We start from the raw sequence: 17,532 nt of genomic DNA, 5'->3' as shown, positions 1-17,532 counted from the left end.
TCAAGCAGATGAGGACGTGCCGCGGACGAGGGACAGGACCTCGTCCCGAATGCGAATCATTTCGCCGGTGGTAGCCGCTTCGACGTTGAGCCGCAGTACGGGTTCGGTGTTCGACGGTCTCAGGTTGAACCAGCCGCCTGGCAGTTCGACGGTGACTCCGTCGATTCGATCGACGGAGATGCCCTTGCCTGCGAAGTGGGCTGTCACGGCGTCGATGGTGGCTGCCACGTCCGCTACTTCGCTGTTGATCTCGCCGGAGGCGTGGTATCGCGAGTAGCCGCCAGTCAGCTCCGAGAGCGACCGATCCTGCCCGCCAAGGGCCGCCAGAACGTGCATCGCCGCGAGCATGCCGGTGTCGGCACGCCAGAAGTCGCGGAAGTAGTAGTGCCCGGAGTGCTCGCCCCCGAAGACCGCGTCATGTTTGGCCATCGTCGCTTTCATGAACGAGTGCCCCACCCGTTCCCGCACAGGTATGCCGCCGTGTTCGGTGACGATCTCCGGCACAGCCTTGGAGGTGATCACGTTGTAGACGACGGCCGCTCCGGGCGCCTTGGCGAGTTCGCGGGTGGCGATGAGGGCGACGATCGTCGAGGGTGGCACCGGGTCGCCGTTCTGGTCGATCACGAAGCAGCGGTCGGCGTCGCCGTCGAAGGCTAGGCCGATGTCCGCGCCGTGCTCCACCACGGCCTTCTGCAGGTCCACGAGGTTCGCCGGGTCGAGAGGGTTGGCCTCGTGGTTGGGGAAGGTGCCGTCCAACTCGAAGTACATCGGGACGATCGATAGCGGCAGGGCGGGCAGGATCGCGTCACCGAGCACGGCTGGGACCATGTGTCCACCCATTCCGTTGCCTGCATCGGCGACCACCTTCAACGGCCGGATACGACTCAGGTCAACCAGGGAGCGCAGGTAGACGGAGTACTCGGCGAGCAGGTCCCGGTGGGTGACCTCACCGCGGCGCACGGGGCCGGCGGGGATACCTTCCTCCAGCATGCGGCGGATGTCACGGAGGCCGGTGTCCTGCCCGACCGGTGCCGCGCCGGCCAGGCACATCTTGATGCCGTTGTACTGCGCGGGGTTGTGGCTGGCAGTAAACACCGCGCCGGGCAGGTTGAGATGCCCGGCAGCGAAGTACAACAGATCGGTTGAACCCAACCCTGCGTCGATCACGTCAAGCCCTTGGGCGGTGACACCCTCGGCGAACGCGGCCGACAAAGACACCGACGACGGTCGCATGTCGCGAACGACGATGACCGCCTCCGCCTGGACGAGCCGGGCGAACGCCGCGCCGATCTGGCGGGCCAGGTCCTCGTTGAACTCGTCGGGGACGACGCCGCGCACGTCATAGGCTTTGATCAGCTTGGCTAGGTCGGTCATATGGGCTCCTCGCTCTGGTCTGGCAGGATGACGACGCCATGGGGTTCCCCGGTCGTGAACAGCATGACACGAACGGGCAGATCGGACAGCGAGGCACGAACAGCAGGAACCATCTCTACCGGGGCGAGTGCGAATAGGCAGCCACCATGGCCCGAGCCGGTGATCTTTGCTCCGTAGGCACCTGCCTTGACAGCACGAGCCACGCATTCGTCGATGATCGGTGTGGAGCAGCGCACTCGTTGGCGCAGGAGGGCTTGGGCTTCTTGCAGCAGTTCCCCGACGGCCGGGTAGTCGGCGTCCGGCATGGCGAGGAGTTCGGCCAGGTCGGCCACGATGCGTGGGGCAACGACGGCATAGTGACGAAGGTCGGCGTCGCCGGTGTAGAAGCGTTCGTGTTTGCCCACCAGTGTGCGGGCGGTAGCGCGGCGGTCGAGGGTGTCGATGAGGATGATCGGACATCCGATCTCCTCCCGCAGCGGCCGGATCGCGGCGGGGGTGCCGCCGGTGAGGTGGTTGACGCCGCCGTAGGCGCAGGCGAGGAAGTCCATCCATCCGGCTCCGGTATGCAGTTGCATGGCCTCGGCTGCGTGCGCGGTGGTGGCGACCGTACGGGGTGCCGGAATGATGTTCTGCCCGGCGAGCAGCAGCGCGGCGCTCGCGGCGACTGCGACGGCAGCGCTGCTGGACACGCCTGCGCCGACCGGCACACGGGTGATGGAGTCGATCTGACTGCCGGGCAGCACTGCCGCGCAGGTTTCGGCAAGCACATAGGCGGTGGCTTGCAACAGGTCCATGGGGTCACCTCGGTAGCGGCCGAGGTCCCCGATCGTGGTGTGACGAGTGGCGTTGATCGGTTCGGCTGCTTGCAGGCGCACCGTGTCGCCCACGCCTCGGGTGATGCGCACGGTCGTCCGCAGCGGGACGGCGGCGACCACGGAGGGGCCGTCGATCATCCAGTCGAGGCTCTCTCCGGCGAGACAGATGCGTGCCGGGGCGGACGCGGCGACGCTGTGGGGAAGGATTCTCTGTTTCATCGCCGGGTCTCCGGGAGTGGCTGGGTGCACGAGGTGCACGCGGGCGACAGGGACCAGTCGGCGCGGGCGTGCGCGTCGCGCCATGCCTTCATCTGCGGGCCGGCCCACAGCTCGGCGAAGGTGTCGGTGGACAGGTCGCCCACGATGTACTGCTCGTGGTCGTCGGTCTCCGGGTAGACGCAGCAGCACATCTTCATGCGGCCGGCGTAGTCGATGACGGCGGAGGTGGCGGTCATCAGGCACGGTTCGGAACGTCGTTTGACCAGCAGCGGGAGCTGCTTGATCGATCCGCCTCGGTTGTTGTACGTGTCCAGGATCTTCGGTCCGATGACCTCGATGGTCACTTTCTCGGAGGTCCAACGGGCGGCGATACCTTGACGGACCGGCTCGAAGGACCAGGTGACGAGGTCGGCCAGGCCCTTGCGCCGCAGGTACGCGTGGAGTCCGGCGTAGGTGGGCCGGATGTCGGCGCGGCGGGGGTAGCGGGTGACGCGCAAGTAGGCGACACCGGCGTCGAGCAGCCTGGTGAACAGCGCCGCGTCGAGAACGTCGCCGTTGGTGTAAATGGCTGGGCGGGCGCGCGGCAGGACGGCACGTACGTGCTCGATCTCGCGAATGATGCGCGGCGACAGCAGCGGCTCATTGTAGTTGTGAAACGCGAGGTAGCCGCCATAGTCATGCTCGGCGAGCTGTTCGATGATCCGGGTGAACAGATCCCAGTCCATCAGCTGCTGCATCTTGCGGGCGTCATGCTCGCCGTTGGGACACCAGGAGCAGGTGCGGTTGCACCGGCGGCTGGTCTCGACCTCGATGTACCTGGGCAGGTCAGGGGTCACGGCTGTCTCCTCGGTAATTGCGGACGTGGTGGGCGATGCGCCCTTCGGCGGGCGCTGCTACCTGCCGGCCTACGGCCAGTGGGCGGAAGCGTGGGGTTCATGAGCGAGCGCCGAACGCGTCGAAGGGAGCCACATCGCGGGTGGCGAAGTCGCCGGTGGCGCCGATCAGCTCCAGCGGACGGCGACGGGGCAGCTGCCTATCGTGGCCGAACAGCACCGAGTGCGCAGTGTCCCGCTGACGGCACGGTTCCAGCTCCCGGCAGGCCAGGCACCGTCCGCCTCCGTCAGTGCGCAGATGTTCGGCGATGACCCGATGTGCGGCCTCGGGGCCGTGCAGCGCGTCCGCTGCGACCGTCGCGCGAACCGTGCTCAAGATTGGCCCGCACGGTCGCGCATCGGGTGTTCCCACCGTGCGGCGATCTGCAACACGATCGAGCGACCCGTCTCGGTGAGGCGTAGCGTCAAACTCCGCTGATGGGCGACCGGCACCACCAGACGGTCACTGAGTAGCAGGTAAAGCGTGGTTCGGACCGCCTCCACCGACACCTCCGGCAACCGTGCGGTCAGTTCGCTGACGCTCCAGTCGCGCTCCGGGGCCGACAGCAAGGCCCGGTAGATGCGCGCACGTGGTTCGCTGTAGACGGCCAGGATCGGCGCGTGCAAGTGCTTCATGACTCGCCGCCTTCGTCGGTGCCGGCGGTCACCTTCTGTGCCCACGTCGCCTGGGTGCACGGGAACCGCGCAAAAGTGCAGGTGAACTCCAGGCAGCCGGAGCACAGCCCGTCCGGGGCGGCGCGGTGGACCAGCAGAATTCGTCGCGCGTCCGCGGTCTCGTCGGCGTCTGACTTGTCTGTCTCGATCGTCATGACCATGGACCCGTCCTCACATCCAGGGCTTTGATCCGCTCGGCACTCCAGCCCGCATCGGCGAGCACGTCGAACGCCCGTCCGTAGGTGGAGCAGGGAAAGGGTTGGTGGCAGTTGAGGCAGCGGTCACCCTGCGGCCAGGCGATCGGGCAGTGCACCCGACCAACCTGCTCAGCGGCCACGAGCCTGGCGTCGATCGACTCCTGCGCTGTCAGCGCGTGCTCACGCATCGGTCCTCCGTCTCACTGATCAGGCTGCGCACTCAGCCGGGCGGAGGCGATGTCACGCCCGGCCGAGGCGGCAATTGGCCAACCATCGATGGCCCACAACGATGGTTCTCGACCATCACGGGCAGTAACACCACGATCACGCAGAACTTGCGGCGGGAATTCCACGCCAGCGTGGAATATCGGTTCCGACGGATGCGGATCACGTTTCTGGCCACCTACGATCGATGCGCACGGTCCACATTCGGCGGCCTGGGCAAGGAGCGACCATGCCAAAGGCGGCTTACCGCAGTAGGCGTGCAGAGTTGGCGGCGCTACGCGCTGAGCTAACCGGGCGGGGAACGCCGGTCGTCCGGGTCGCCGCCGTCGTGCGCGCACGCTTCAACGTCAACTCGCGTGTGGCGTTCCGCAACGCTGTCGGCATGACTCAGCAGCAGGTCGCCGAACAATGGAACCTGCTGTGGCCCTCGGACCGGCCGTTGACCCACAAGCAGGTCTCCTACTGGGAGGCCTGGCCTTCTGCCAGTGGCCGGCCGCCATCGATCGATGACCTCAACCGGCTGGCCCGGATCTACCAGTGCAGCGCCGCCGACCTGCTCGACGGCGATGACTTCACGGCCGACGACGCGGTGAGCGCCGCCAGCAGTGAACCGGTCGGCACGGCGGTTGCCGTCGCTGAGCGCACCCTGCGCGTTCAGCCCACCGACATCGTCGGCCGGGTGGACGCTTTCCTCACGTCATCTGGCCCTCACCTGGTCGCCAACGAGGTCGACTACCAGCGGCTCGTACACGAACTCATCGAGTGGGCACAACGAATGCAACGTCGCGATGTCTTGCAGTGGCTCAGCTTCGCCGCCGCTGCCGCCGCCGCAGCCCCGGTTCTCGCCGGGCTGGACCTTGACGAACGAGAACGGACCATCGCGGTGTTCGCGTCGCCGTCCCGAGTCGATTCCCAGACCATCGACCACATCGAGGCCGTCCTCTGGCGTTGCATGCGCCAAGACGACGCCCTCGGCCCGACAGCGGCGATGGAGACCACGCTCGCGCAGCGCAACCTGGTGCGAGGCCTCCTGCCCGCTGCCCGCGGCGCCGCCCGTGACCGGCTGCTGTCGCTGTACGCCAACCTTCTGCGCTTCGCGGGCTGGCTCTGCTTCGACCTCAACGACTACGAGACCGCGAACACGTATTTCGAGCAGGCTCGCACGGCCGCACACGAGGCGCACAACACTGAACTCGGCGCGCTGGTGCTGTGCAACATGAGCCACCTGGCGACCTGGCGAGGCCAGCCGCGAACCGGAATCGACCACGCGCTCGCCGCCGGCGGATGGGCGATGCGCACCGACGACGACCACCTCAAGGCGTACGCGTTCGACGTCGCTGCCCGCGCCTACGCCATGGACAACCAGCACAACGCGGCGCTCAGCGCGGTCAACTCCGCCCGAGCACTCATCACCAGCTCTGCAGGAAGCCCCACCGGGCTGGTGTACTTCTACAACGCTGGCCAGCTCGCCAGCACTGAGAGCACCTGCTACCTCTACCTCGGCCAGCCCGAACGGGGAGCGACAATCGCAGAGCACGCCCTTGAGAACATCGATCCCGCGTTCGTCCGCAACCTCGCACTCACCTCGCTGCGGCTCGGAGTATGCCGCATGCGGGCAGCCAAGCCGGACATCGCGCAAGCAGCACAAGCCATCGGAGTCGCCGTGCAGCTCGCAGGCCACAACCGATCAGCCCGCTTGATCGATCGCCTACGACGTGGCACCAAGGAGCTGGCAAAGTGGCCACACATCCCCGAGGTGCGCGACGTGTCCGAACAGATGATCACGTACGGGCTGGCAGGCTAGCCGGCTCTCCGCAGGTCCGTGAGGCCATCGCGCAGGTAGCAGTCGAAGAGCGGTGCGGCGGCGGTCGGACCGCCTTCCACCTGGCCGACCATCCGCCAGCCCCACCGCTCATAGATTCTCTTGGTGTCCACGGCAGCCGGCTGGACAGTCAGCGTCGCCCGCTCCTCAGAACGACTCGACAGCAGAAGATCATGCAAAGCCTTGCCGATGCCCCGGCCGCGCAACGGTGAACGCACCGCATAGTCGAACAGCAGGAAGGTGCGTCCCGGCCACTCCCGTGCAGTCTCAGGATCGACATCTTCCTTCAACCGCTGCCACCGCTGCGTGTCCGCGGGGATCGTGAAACCATACGCGAAGCCGACCAAGTCGCCCGCTACCGTCGCGGTAGCCAGGCCAAACGTCGGGTCGTCAAGTAGGCTCTCCAGCCGATCCCGGTGGAGTTGGGACTCGTCATCACGCCAGAAGAACGGCGGTGCGGAGAAGACCTCGTCGTACACGTTACAGATCGAATCGATCAACTCCCGACCGCGCGCAGCGTCAGCCAACAAGACCGCAACGTCATTCACGCGCCCAGCATATGAGATCAGCGCCGGGGTCGCAGAAGCGCCCGAGCTCAATCGGACGAGGAGTTATCGACCAGGTTCACGAGGTGGCATCCGACTGTCAGCCCTCTCCGCCCGGATCAATAGGCGCCCTGGAACGACGACATCGGTCGATGCCTGCCATTGGGCTACGCCTATATCGGTCGGATATGGGCCAAACTAGCACATCAATGGAGGTTCGATCCGCGCCTCTCATGGCAGCACGGGCCCCGCATCTTGACCAGTGGTCAAGATGCGCTTCCAGCCAAACGCACTTGACCAACTGGCCTCTGGGAAGCGAAGAAGGCTGATCCCAAGGTTGGGATCAGCCTTCTGATCTGCATATTTGCCCTGTCGGGCTGGCCGGATTCGAACCGACGACCCCTTGACCCCCAGGACGGGTGACGAAGCGTCCACGCACATCAGCAGCGATAACGTCGTGACCAGATCCCGAAAGTGGGCCTGTACGGACATGAAGTGCAAGACGCGTGGTCCCCGAGTGGTCCCCCGGAACGTGCATGGTTTCCTGAAGCTGTCCAAGGCAAAATGACTCTTGAATTTCGCCATAGGAGGCCGCCGCGATGGAACCGATACTGAACCAGGCTGTCCGCGCTGCAGCGCAGGTGCTCCCTCTTATCGGCAAAAAGCTTCAAGCAGTCGCCAATGAACGAAAGCTTATCAAAGCCGCGACGTCGGTCCTCGTTGCAGACGGTGCCGAGCGTTTTGTCGAACGCCTCAATGTTCAGCAGCTTATGAAGTTGGAGAGCTTTCTAAAATCGCAGCAGTTCTCACATCTTATGCTCCAAGCATACGTATGCGCAGCTACGGGGCACAAGGAAAGCGAACTGCTCTTGATTCGCGAACAGGTTTATTACTCGCTTCAACACGAGGGCATTTTTGCAGGCGCGGATTTAGTGCAGGCCACGGACGTCACGCTTGACCTACTCCTTAGCGCCGTTCATGCCGTCCGATTGTCAGCGCCCGACAGTGTAGATCAGCACCATGCAGCAATCCTCGGCGCTCAGATGGCAGCCGCGAGCGCGCGGAATAGTGACCTGCTGAAAAGAATCGACTCGCTGTCTGACATCTTCCGCTTTTGCACAAAGCCAAGAAGTCAGTGCAGAGCCCTACACGGAAAGCTACGCCTGCCCAACGTGGTGGAGTCGCGAGCCGTGAACTACTCCCAGTTATACGTTCAGCCATCACTCCGCGACAAAACAACTGGACAGAGCGTGGATGCAGGACTTCTCGTGAGCCAACGCCTGAGATGTGTAATTGTGGGCGATCCAGGCGCAGGAAAGTCGACGCTTGCCGCCAAACTCGTCTATGATGTAGCTTCCGACAAGATTCCCAGCCTTAAAGGGAAAGTTTCCATCCTGCTCGTTGTTCGCGATCACACATCGGACTTAATCTCTGCTCACGAGACGCTGCTACATTACCTAGTCGCATCCTGCAAGCGTCCATACGGCGTTGTGCCGCCTCCGGACGCACTTGAATACCTTCTACTCAACGGCCTTGCGGTCGTTGTAATAGACGGTGTCGACGAATTAGGTGACAGCCATTTTCGTGTTCGATTCGCGCAGATGGTTGATGCATTCTCTCAGCTCTTTCCCCTGGCAACTATCGTTGTAACGTCGCGAGTTGTCGGATATCAGGATGCGCCACTGGATAAGGATCTGTTTCCTATCGCCATGGTCGAAAGCTTCGACGCCAAACAGGTTTCGGCGTATGCACACGCGTGGTTTCGGCTAAACGAATCCCTTACGGCCGAGCAGCAGGAAACACTGTACAAAGCCTTTATGCAGGAGAGCGCCAGCGCATCAGACCTCCGCGCCAATCCATTGATGCTTTCATTGCTTTGCGTATTATACGTCTCCGAACGCTTCATTCCCCGCAACCGCCCGGGTGTATACGAGCGATGTGCTGAAATTTTGTTTGACCGCTGGGACCGGTCGCGGGGTATCGATGTGATACAGGACTTCCGACCGTACGTGAAACCAGCAGTCCAGCAACTTGCTTGGCGTCTGTTCACAGATGCCAGCGGACAGCAGTCTCTGGGTAAATCTGCGCTCGTAGAATTTCTAGCCACTTCTGTCCTCTCGAAGAGGTACGACACGTCCGAAGAGGCCCAACAAGCCGCATCCGACTTTCTCGAATACTGCGCAGGACGCGCTTGGGTTCTGACGGATGTCGGATCAACGCGCCTTGAGGCACAGTATGGCTTCGTTCACAGAACCTTCCTCGAATACTTCGCCGCAGCACAACTGGTGAAGCAGAAGCCTGAGCCGGCGGCAGTTTGGCACAAATTAAGGCCATATAGCAACAACGCGCAGTGGTTCATCGTCTCACAACTTGCAATTCAAATTCTCGATCGCGACTACCAAGACGGTGGAGATATTGCTTTGACGCTCATTCTCGACGACGCTAAGGCTGCGTCGCCAGGGGAGCAGCTAAGTCTACTCACATTTGCCGCACGGACATTGGACACCATATCACCGAGTAACGACGTTCTCAAACGCGTAGTATCGGACGTACTCCATGGACCTATTTCGATATCCTCGTCATCGCGTCGGTTTATTACTAAGCCTGGCGAATTCGATGCCGTCTCGATAGACGATGCCCTCACGGTATTACTGAAGATACGTGCTCCCGAGAATGCTGGACGCATTTCTAGAGCGATGAGCGCTCTATTGGCGGAGCTGGCTCAGGATAGTCCCGCATCCTCATCGGTGCCACTCGTCTATTTTTTCCTCCGGAAAAGTTCCGGATGGTTTGCTACAGCGGGAAGCGTGCGACACTTAGTCGAAGCCGACCTCGAAACCCAGGACAACGGAAATATTCCTACTGCGGTGAGCGATTGGGAAAGGCTAATCAACTCACCGAACGAGGATGACATTTCAGAGTTTGGCTATAGATTTCTTTACGAATCAACAACAGTATGCGATACCCGATGGATGTCAATCGCAGAGGGGACTCTCACTGCATTATGGGGCGGAGATGTAACGCCTCTAATCAGGTCACATGTGGAGCAACAGCTAGTGAACCTGTACCGCGCCATCGCTGGCCATGTGTTGCCCGCGCATATTCAGTTCCGTAGCACGGAATGGCACAATCTGGTCGGGCGAGTCACTGTAGCCTCCATTTGCGATCTTGACCCTTATGCGCGTGGCTCAGCTCTACTATTGTTAACTCCCACTCTTCGCGGTTTGGAAAGAGCGGATTTTGGCACGACTACTGCCGATCGATTCATGAGGTACGCACTTGCGAGGACTGAGTTTGGCACATTGGCCGCAATAGAGCTGATCAATGAGTGGAATCTACCAAAAGAAGCTCACCATAGGCTCATAGAGTGGTTCCAGAATTAATTGAATATCGCGATTGAAGAGGTGGCGTTCGTACCTAGACTCACCATACTTTCCGTACCAGCAAGTGAAGAGAAACTTTAGTCCGAGCCTGATCCCATCGGGCAACGACCAGGTTGGAGCGGCCGCAAGATTGATTCCCGGGGCTCAAGCAGGATTCAGCGAGATGGCAATCGCGGCTTGGGCATGGGATTACAACCCCAGAAGGCTTGGCAATGTATGTGAATGGAGGTTGTATCCTGCCGCTCAAAGTCCAACGGTCATAGCAAGCATTGCTCGATGACGGTGGCGGCGCGACCCGTGCCCCCACCGGCCACGATCGCACGGCGCATATGGTCAACCCCGTCCATGACCGCAGGGTCCTTGACCATGAGTTCGACTGCAGTCCGGAGCGCGCCGGGATGGGTGTGCTCGGCTGAGAACCGGGTGCCGAGCCCGAGCTGTTCCACCCGCAGCGCGTTTGCCTCCTGCTCCAGCGTCTGCGGCGCGGCGAGCACGGGCACGCCGTGGCTCATCGCCTCCATGACCCCGCCCATGCCGCCGTGGCAGATCATGGCCGTGGCATGGGCAAGCACGTCGAGCTGCGGCACGAACCGCCGCACCTCGACGTTGCCCGGCACCCGGCCCAGCGCCCCGAGATCGATGCGCTCCCCGACCCCGAGCACCACATGCCAGTCGGTGCCGCCGAACGCCTCGACGCAGTGCCGGTAAAAGTCGGGCCGGTTGTTGTAGACGGTGCCGAGCGTCACCAGCAGCACGTCCCGGTCGCGGGGCGGCCGCCACCGCAGCGGTGTACGCCGCAGGCACGGCCCGACGAACCGGTACCCAGGCCCGAACAGCTCCCCCGCATACTGGAACGAGCGCGGGTAGAACGCCAGGTGTGCCTCGGGCTGCGGGCTGAGAAACTGTGCCGGGTCCAGGACCGGGCAGTGCTCGGCCAGGAACGACTCCAGCCGGGACTGGTAGATCCCGAGGACCGGGTCCGCGGGATCGAACGCGGCCAGAGCCTGGCCCATCGACCAGTGCTCGTTGGACACCAGCATCGGCCACAGCTGCACGGTCGGCACGTCCAACCGAGCGGCGAGCACCCGCCCCGCGAACGCCATCCGATCGAAGACCACCAGATCAGGCCGGTCGTCCCGGTACAGCGGCGCGAGCTGGGCGTACGTCGCCTCGGCCTCTTCAAGGAACGCCAGCAGCGTCTGACTGATGTACCCGTCCCGGGCCGGCGCGCACAGCGTCGGGTCGTGGTCCAGCGGCCGCAGCGACCGATACGGCCGCACGACAGCCCCTGCCGCCTCGACCACCGGCCGGCGCTCCTCGGTCGTGCAGTACGTCACCCGGTGCCCGCGCCGGGTCAGCTCCTCCACCACCGGCAGCGTCGGAAACAGGTGCCCGATGGCCGGAATGTTGAAGAACGCGATGTGTCTACCCACGGGACACCACCAGCTCGGACAGGCGGTCGCCCGGCCGGGCGACCACGGCGGACAGAATCTGCTCATACCGCCGGGCCATCGCCTCGACGGTGTCCGGCCGGAACAGCGCCGTGTCGTACCGGATCCCCGCGCGCATCCCCGTCTCGTCAAGCCGCCAGATGTCGAACACGAGATCGTGCAGCACCTTGGCGTGCCCGTGCGGGAACCCCTCGACCTCGACCGGCCCGAGCCGGGACAACGCGGCCGGGGTGTCGTTACGCATGCTGAACACCACGTCGAACAGCTGGGTCCGCCCCGGCTCACGGGGCACACCGAGCGCCGCGATGACCCGCCCGAGCGGCGCCGACTGCCGCTGCAACCCGCCGATGACCGTCGTCCGCGTACGTCTGAGCAGGTCAGTAAAGGTCGGGTCACCGGTCAGGTCGGCCCGCAGCGCAAGGGTGTTGGCGAACAGCCCCACGACCGGCTCGAACTCGGCACGCACCCGCCCGGCGACGGGGGTGCCGACGCAGAAGTCGTCCTGACCGCTGCGCTCGCCCAGCAGCACCTGCAACGCGGCCAGCAGCACCATGAACGGCGTGCAGCGAGCGGCGCGGGACAGCTCGACGACCTTTGCGCCCAGCTCCTGGCTCATCTGATGAAGGTGCTCAGCACTGTGCGCGGACTTCTCGGCCGGACGCGGCAGGTCGGTCGGCAGTTGCAGCTGCGGTGCCCCGGCGAGGCGCTCGCGCCAGTACGCCAGGTCGCCCGCCTGGTCCTGCTCGGCCTGCCACAGCGCGAAGTCGCCGTACTGCAGCTCCAGGTCGGGCAGGTCGGGTTTGGCCCCGTCGAGCGCGGCGACGAAACCGGCCCGGATCTCGCGGCCGACGATGCGCAGCGACGCCCCGTCGGCGAGCAGGTGGTGCATGGTGAAGCACCAGACGTGGTGGTCGTCGGCCAGCCGCAGCAGGCACGAGCCGACCAGCGGGTCCGCGGTGAGATCGAGCAGCCGGTGGGTACGGCCCGACAGCAGCTCGGCCGCGCGGCCTTCCCGCTCGTCCTCCGGGAGCCCGCGAAGGTCGATGACCTCGGTGTCGATCCCGGCGGGCGGTAGGACCACCTGGACGGGTTCGCCGTCGCGGAGCACGAAGCCGGTGCGCAGGCTCTCGTGCCGGTCGACGACCGCGCTCACGGCCGCCTGCCAGGCGGGCACGTCGAGCGGCCCGCGCAGCCGCCAGTTGAGCACCAGGATCGGCGACGCGTCCCCCGGGTATGCCGTGCACAGGTACCAGAAGCGCTGTTGCAGCGCGGACAGCGGCAGGTGTCTCATAGCCGGTCAGCCACCATTCTGGTGATCGCGTCGAGGGTGTCCGATCCGGGCCCGAGGTCGATCTCGACGCCGAATTCGAGGTCGATGGCGTCGATGAGCCGCAGCGCACCGAGCGAGTCCAGGCCCAGGGCGCGCAGCGAACCGCCGGTCAGGGCCTGGCCCGCGCTGACCGACCCGCCGGTGACGTCCTGGACGAGCGTGGCCAGCCGCCCGCTCAGCTCGCCGCTCACGACTGCTCCCGCAGGTACGCGGCGATGTCGGCGATGGTCGGCGTGTCGAAGAAGACCTCCAGCGGCACGTCCTGGCCGAGCTGCTGCATGATGCGCACGTTGATCCGGGTGATGGTCAGCGAGTGCCCGCCGAGGTCGAACAGGTCCTCGTCGACGCCGATGTCGTCGACACCGAGCACGTCCTGCCAGATGCCGCGCAGCACCTCGACGAGTTCGTCGGAACCGCCTTCGGCAGGCACAGCTGCCGGGGCGCGGACCGGGGCCGGTTCGGGCAGCGCGGCCCGGTCGAGCTTGCCGCTGGGCGTTACCGGCAGCCCGGTGAGCACCGTCCACAAGGTCGGCACGGTCGCGGCGGGCAGCCGGGTCGCGAGGTGGCGGCGCAGGTCGGCGGCGTCGGGGGCGTCGCCGCGGGGCACGAGGTAGGCGGCCAGTTCGCCGCCGCGCAGCGTGACGGCCGCCTGGGCGACGCCGGGGTGCTCGCGCAGGTGGGTCTCGATCTCCTCCAGCTCGATCCGGTGTCCGCGTATCTTGACCTGGCTGTCGTTGCGCCCGCCGAAGGCGATGCGGCCGTCTGCGGTCCAGCGGCACCGGTCGCCGGTGCGGTAGAGCCGCCCGCCGCCGAACGGATCGGGGCGGAAGCGCTGCTCGGTGAGGTCCGGGCGGCGCAGGTAGCCGTCGGCCACGCCGTGGCCGCCGATGCACAGCTCGCCCCATACGCCGATGGGCAGTGGGCGTCCGTCGTCGTCGAGGATGTAGGTGCGGGTGTTGGCGATCGGGCGGCCGATGGTGACGGTGTCGGGTTCGGCGGGGATCTCCTCGGCGGTCGACCAGATGGTGGTCTCGGTCGGGCCGTACACGTTGACGAGCCGGGCCACCCGGGCGCGCAATTTCCTGGCCAGGTCGAGCGGGAGGTACTCGCCGCCGGCGAGGGCGGTGCCCGTGGACCGGCCGTCGAAGCCGGCCTCCAGCAGCACCTGCCAGCCCGACGGGGTGGCCTGCACGTGGGTGACGGCTTCGCGTTCGATCAGCGCGTTGACGGCCCGGCCGTCCAGGTTGCCGGGCTCCCCCGCGATGACCAGGCGGCCGCCGGTGACCAGCGGCAGGAACAGTTCCAGGCCGGAGATGTCGAACGACAGCGGGGTGAGCCCGAGCCACCGGTCCCCCGGCCTGCTGCCGACCGTCTCGGCCATGCCGAGCAGCAGGTTGGCCAGGGCGGTGTGCGGCACGACCACACCTTTGGGGCGGCCTGTGGTGCCGGAGGTGTACATGACGTACGCGGTGCCCTCCGGAACCTCGCCGCCCGCCGACGCGGCCGGGACGGCGTCGATGTCGTCGAGGACCAGTGCGGGCTGGGCGTCGGCGAGGATCAGCTCCTGCCGGGCCACCGGATAGGCCGGGTCGATCGGCACGTACGCGGACCCGGCGCGCATCACGGCCAGCATCGCCACCAGCGCCTGCCGGCCTCGGGGCAGCCGGATCGCGACGAGCGCGCCCGGACCCGGCAGCCGGGTCGCCAGCTCGGCGGCGGCGGAGTCCAGTTCGGCGTAGGTGAGCCGGTGGTCGCCGTCGACGACCGCGACGTCCTGCGGGCGCAGCCGGGCCTGGGTGGCGAACAGCTGGGCCACGGTGCCGCGCTGCTCGCGGGCGGTGTCGTTCCAGCCGTGCAGGACGGCGGCGATTTCCTCGTCCGGCATGACCGTCATGGCCGCGACGTCGGTGTCCGGGTCGGCGGTGACGGCGGCGAGCACGGTGCGCAGGTGCTGGCCGATCCGGTGTACGGCGGCGGTCGGCAGGTGGGCGGGGCTGTGCTGCAGGCTCACCGCGAGGTCGCCGTCGGGTCCGTCGACGATCTGCAGGTGCAGGGCGTTGCGCGCCGCGCCGTGGAACAGCGACCACAGCACGTCCGTGGACAGGCCGGGGAAGGCCGGGGCGGGGCCGCGCCGCCGGTAGCCTACCGACACCGTGGTCAGCGACGGCGCGGCCCGCAGGCCGCCGACGACCTGGGCCAGGGGCACGGTGCGGTGCCGGTAGAGCTCACGCAGCCGCGAGCGCAGGTCGTGGGCGTACTCCCGGAACCGGCCGCGGGCCGGGGCCACTCCGATCGGCAGCTCGTTGACGTGCAGCCCGATGCGTGCGGCAGTGTGCTCGTCGCGCGTGGACAGTCCCACGGCGACGGGGAGGCCGGTGTTGCCGTACCGCGCCAGCAGCACGTGGATCGCGGCGAGCAGCACCTCGAACCGGGTGAGGCCGGGGACGTCGACGGGCGGCACGGCAAGTTCGACGGTGTGGCCCGGTTCGGCGGCGGCCGGGGTGCCGGTCAGGTCGGGCAGCACGGCGTCGCCGACGCCGGTCCAGTGGTCGGCCCAGTAGGCGCGGGCGGCTTCCACGGCCTGCTCGCCGGGTTCGGCGACGCCCGTGTCGGGCAGCGGCGTCAGGTCCGCTCGGCGGTAGGCGGCGGCGAGGTCTTGGAGCAGTAGATCCTTGGACATGCCATCGAAGACGAGGTGGTGGGCGGTGAACAGGAGCAGGTGGCGGGTGGCCGACTCACGCAGCAGCGTGAACCGGGCCAGGGGGCCGCGGCTCAGGTCGTACGGCCGGGCGATCTCCTCGCGCACCCGCGCGTCGCTGTGCGGCGCGTCGGTCAGGGTGATCTTCTCGGCGGCGGGGACCAGCCGGGGCAGGTCGCCGTCGAGGACGACCGCGCAGGCCAGGCTCGGGTGCCTCGTCACGACGGCGGCGCAGGCCTCGCCGAGGGCATGCCGGTCCAGCTCGCCGTCGAACCAGACCCCGAGCGCCATGTGGTACGCGGTGCCCGCCACCGCCGCCTGTTCGGTGAACCACACGCCGTGGCTGATCGGATTCACGCGCCACCTCCGGTGCCGGCTGGGAAGAGTTTCACCAGCTGTCGTTTGAGGACCTTGCCCGCGTCGTTGCGCGGGAGTTGATCGAGCACGAGCAGGTCGCCGGGCAGCTGGTGGTCGGCGAGCCGTTCGGCGAGGAACGCGCGGATGCCGGGCAGGCCGACCTCGCCCGCGTCGGGCCGGGCCACGATCGCTGCCGCGAGGCGCGCGCCGAGCACCGGGTGCGGAACCCCGACCACCGCGGCCGCGGCCACGGCGGGGTGCTCGTGCAGGGCGGCCTCCACCTCCAGCGTGGAAATCTTGTACGCGCCCGACTTGACCACGTCGCTGTCGCGGTCGGACAGGAACAGGTGTCCGCCCTGCAACCGGCCCAGGTCGCCCATCCGGACCCAGCCGTCCTGGAACGTGTCCCGGGTGGCGTCGTCGTCGCCGAGGTAGCGGCGGGCGTGCGGCGAGCGCAGCCACACGTGGCCGACCTCGCCGTCGGGCAGCGGCCTGCCGTCGGCGTCGGTGATCCGCACCGCGCCGGTGGTCACCCGGCCGACCGCGTCGGAGTGCGCCGGGTCGAAGATCATGTTGGTATGGGCGGGAGCCGCCTCGGTGGACGTGTAGTGGTTGACGATCGCGGCGCTCGGGAACGCCCTGCTCAGCCGCAGGGCGACGGCGGGCGGCAGTGGCGCGGCGGTCGAGCCGACCAGGTTCACCCCGGACAGGTCGAGGCCGTCCAGCGCGCCGGAGTCGAGCAGCTCGATCGCGGTCGCGGGCACCAGGAACACGGTGCCGACCTCGGTCAGCCGCTGGGCGAACCGGCGGGGCGTGAACCGCGGCAAAGTCAGCGCCGAGGGGCGCGCGGTCAGGGCGTTGACCAGCATCGTCTGCGCGGCGTTGGTGCCGATCGGGAAGGCGTGCAGGAAGCGCCGGGAGTGGGCCAGCGCCAGGCGCTTCGGGTGCGCCGGTACGCCGTCGGCGAGGTTGGCGTGGGTGGCGGCGACCGCCTTGGGCCGCCCGGAGGTGCCCGAGGTGAACAGGATCTGGGCGATCCCCTCGGGGCGGGCGTCGTCGGCCGGGTCCGGTGCGCCCGCCTCGACCAGTGCGTCCACCTCCGCGCGGCCGCTGATGACGAGGTCGGCTCCGCAGGCCGCGAGCAGCTGGGACAGCCGGGCCGGCGGCAGCTGGTCGGGCAGCGGCACGGCGACGGCCCCCGCGCGCTGCACGCCGCAGTACGCCACGGCGAAGCCGGTCCAGTCGCGCCCGGCGAAGACCAGCCCGACGGCCGCACCCGGGGTGACGCCCTGGCCGCGCAGCGCCGAGGCGAGCGCGGAGGCGTCACGGTCCCACTGCTCGAAGGTCAGCGTGTCGACGCCCGCGACCTCGATGGCGACGTCGGCGGGGTTGCGCGCACGCCGCCACGCGAGCAGCCCGGGGACTGTCCGACACGGTTGAAGCGGGGGTTCGCCGATCCCGGGCATGGGAGAACGTCTCCTAACGCGACCTGGAAGCGGGGATCGGCATCTCGCCCGCATGTATCGACCCGAGTCTGCATCCGGGGGCGGCGGGCAGGGATCGGCCGAA

Annotated in this window: 15 protein-coding genes; 2 read left to right on the top strand and 13 right to left on the bottom strand. The window is 66.7% G+C overall.

Going from position 1 to position 17,532, the window contains the following annotated elements; translation table 11 throughout:
- The 7 genes from ACFQO7_RS02095 to ACFQO7_RS02065 all read right to left on the bottom strand — a co-directional run bounded on the left by ACFQO7_RS02095 (window position 1) and on the right by ACFQO7_RS02065 (window position 4,340).
- Window positions 1–1,374 (bottom strand): phosphomannomutase/phosphoglucomutase, encoded by a 1,374-nt coding sequence (locus ACFQO7_RS02095; protein ID WP_376804738.1) that lies wholly within the window; start codon window positions 1,372–1,374, stop codon window positions 1–3.
- On the bottom strand, window positions 1,371–2,408 hold the full coding sequence (locus ACFQO7_RS02090; RefSeq protein WP_376804737.1) for a mevalonate kinase family protein: 1,038 nt from the start codon (window positions 2,406–2,408) through the stop codon (window positions 1,371–1,373). The genes ACFQO7_RS02095 and ACFQO7_RS02090 overlap by 4 nt, the downstream gene beginning before the upstream one ends.
- Entirely contained in the window at window positions 2,405–3,244 is an 840-nt protein-coding gene (locus ACFQO7_RS02085; protein WP_376804736.1) for a radical SAM protein, read from the bottom strand. Before ACFQO7_RS02085 ends, ACFQO7_RS02090 begins: the two co-directional genes overlap by 4 nt.
- A gap of 97 nt (window positions 3,245–3,341) precedes the next feature.
- Window positions 3,342–3,617 carry a hypothetical protein gene (locus ACFQO7_RS02080; protein ID WP_376804735.1) on the bottom strand — a complete coding sequence of 92 codons (276 nt, stop codon included), beginning with the start codon at window positions 3,615–3,617 and terminating at the stop codon, window positions 3,342–3,344.
- A complete protein-coding gene (locus ACFQO7_RS02075) occupies window positions 3,614–3,916 on the bottom strand; it encodes a hypothetical protein (RefSeq protein WP_376804734.1) in 303 nt (100 codons plus the stop codon). Before ACFQO7_RS02075 ends, ACFQO7_RS02080 begins: the two co-directional genes overlap by 4 nt.
- On the bottom strand, window positions 3,913–4,110 hold the full coding sequence (locus tag ACFQO7_RS02070) for a hypothetical protein (RefSeq protein ID WP_376804733.1): 198 nt from the start codon (window positions 4,108–4,110) through the stop codon (window positions 3,913–3,915). Before ACFQO7_RS02070 ends, ACFQO7_RS02075 begins: the two co-directional genes overlap by 4 nt.
- Entirely contained in the window at window positions 4,107–4,340 is a 234-nt protein-coding gene (locus ACFQO7_RS02065; RefSeq protein WP_376804732.1) for a hypothetical protein, read from the bottom strand. Before ACFQO7_RS02065 ends, ACFQO7_RS02070 begins: the two co-directional genes overlap by 4 nt.
- 266 nt (window positions 4,341–4,606) lie before the next feature.
- Between ACFQO7_RS02065 and ACFQO7_RS02060 the strand changes: the two genes are divergently transcribed.
- Window positions 4,607–6,181 carry a helix-turn-helix domain-containing protein gene (locus tag ACFQO7_RS02060; RefSeq protein WP_376804731.1) on the top strand — a complete coding sequence of 525 codons (1,575 nt, stop codon included), beginning with the start codon at window positions 4,607–4,609 and terminating at the stop codon, window positions 6,179–6,181.
- On the opposite strand, the gene ACFQO7_RS02055 is transcribed toward ACFQO7_RS02060, so the two are convergent.
- Window positions 6,178–6,747 carry a GNAT family N-acetyltransferase gene (locus tag ACFQO7_RS02055; protein ID WP_376804730.1) on the bottom strand — a complete coding sequence of 190 codons (570 nt, stop codon included), beginning with the start codon at window positions 6,745–6,747 and terminating at the stop codon, window positions 6,178–6,180. The genes ACFQO7_RS02060 and ACFQO7_RS02055 overlap by 4 nt on opposite strands.
- Before the next feature lie 596 nt (window positions 6,748–7,343).
- On the opposite strand from ACFQO7_RS02055, the gene ACFQO7_RS02050 reads away from it, so the two are divergent.
- Window positions 7,344–10,127 carry an NACHT domain-containing protein gene (locus tag ACFQO7_RS02050; RefSeq protein WP_376804729.1) on the top strand — a complete coding sequence of 928 codons (2,784 nt, stop codon included), beginning with the start codon at window positions 7,344–7,346 and terminating at the stop codon, window positions 10,125–10,127.
- A gap of 257 nt (window positions 10,128–10,384) precedes the next feature.
- Here ACFQO7_RS02050 and ACFQO7_RS02045 read toward each other — a convergent pair whose 3' ends face one another.
- The 5 genes from ACFQO7_RS02045 to ACFQO7_RS02025 are packed head-to-tail and all read right to left on the bottom strand — an operon-like array spanning window position 10,385 to window position 17,429.
- The gene (locus tag ACFQO7_RS02045; RefSeq protein WP_376804728.1) at window positions 10,385–11,560 is read right to left on the bottom strand and encodes a macrolide family glycosyltransferase; all 1,176 of its coding nucleotides are present in this window, start codon (window positions 11,558–11,560) and stop codon (window positions 10,385–10,387) included.
- Window positions 11,553–12,869 (bottom strand): condensation domain-containing protein, encoded by a 1,317-nt coding sequence (locus ACFQO7_RS02040; RefSeq protein ID WP_376804727.1) that lies wholly within the window; start codon window positions 12,867–12,869, stop codon window positions 11,553–11,555. Before ACFQO7_RS02040 ends, ACFQO7_RS02045 begins: the two co-directional genes overlap by 8 nt.
- Window positions 12,866–13,099, bottom strand: coding sequence for an acyl carrier protein (locus ACFQO7_RS02035; protein WP_376804726.1), 234 nt, complete (start codon window positions 13,097–13,099; stop codon window positions 12,866–12,868). The genes ACFQO7_RS02040 and ACFQO7_RS02035 overlap by 4 nt, the downstream gene beginning before the upstream one ends.
- Entirely contained in the window at window positions 13,096–15,963 is a 2,868-nt protein-coding gene (locus ACFQO7_RS02030; RefSeq protein ID WP_376804725.1) for a non-ribosomal peptide synthetase, read from the bottom strand. The genes ACFQO7_RS02035 and ACFQO7_RS02030 overlap by 4 nt, the downstream gene beginning before the upstream one ends.
- Entirely contained in the window at window positions 15,960–17,429 is a 1,470-nt protein-coding gene (locus ACFQO7_RS02025; RefSeq protein ID WP_376804724.1) for a class I adenylate-forming enzyme family protein, read from the bottom strand. Before ACFQO7_RS02025 ends, ACFQO7_RS02030 begins: the two co-directional genes overlap by 4 nt.
- Between the last annotated feature and the right edge of the window lie 103 nt (window positions 17,430–17,532).

The organism is Catellatospora aurea, assembly GCF_042663325.1.
In the GTDB taxonomy this organism is placed as follows: Bacteria; Actinomycetota; Actinomycetes; order Mycobacteriales; family Micromonosporaceae; genus Catellatospora; species Catellatospora aurea.
Note: the sequence above shows the minus strand (reverse complement) of the source record. Positions and strands in the feature narration are given on the sequence as shown.

Bases quoted from the DNA above. Each gene is read 5' to 3' on its own strand.
- ACFQO7_RS02095 (WP_376804738.1), bottom strand. From the start codon at position 1,374: ATGACCGACCTAGCCAAGCTGATCAAAGCCTATGACGTGCGCGGCGTC.
- ACFQO7_RS02090 (WP_376804737.1), bottom strand. From the start codon at position 2,408: ATGAAACAGAGAATCCTTCCCCACAGCGTCGCCGCGTCCGCCCCGGCA.
- ACFQO7_RS02075 (WP_376804734.1), bottom strand. From the start codon at position 3,916: ATGAAGCACTTGCACGCGCCGATCCTGGCCGTCTACAGCGAACCACGT.
- ACFQO7_RS02070 (WP_376804733.1), bottom strand. From the start codon at position 4,110: ATGACGATCGAGACAGACAAGTCAGACGCCGACGAGACCGCGGACGCG.
- ACFQO7_RS02065 (WP_376804732.1), bottom strand. From the start codon at position 4,340: ATGCGTGAGCACGCGCTGACAGCGCAGGAGTCGATCGACGCCAGGCTC.
- ACFQO7_RS02060 (WP_376804731.1), top strand. From the start codon at position 4,607: ATGCCAAAGGCGGCTTACCGCAGTAGGCGTGCAGAGTTGGCGGCGCTA.
- ACFQO7_RS02050 (WP_376804729.1), top strand. From the start codon at position 7,344: ATGGAACCGATACTGAACCAGGCTGTCCGCGCTGCAGCGCAGGTGCTC.
- ACFQO7_RS02040 (WP_376804727.1), bottom strand. From the start codon at position 12,869: ATGAGACACCTGCCGCTGTCCGCGCTGCAACAGCGCTTCTGGTACCTG.
- ACFQO7_RS02025 (WP_376804724.1), bottom strand. From the start codon at position 17,429: ATGCCCGGGATCGGCGAACCCCCGCTTCAACCGTGTCGGACAGTCCCC.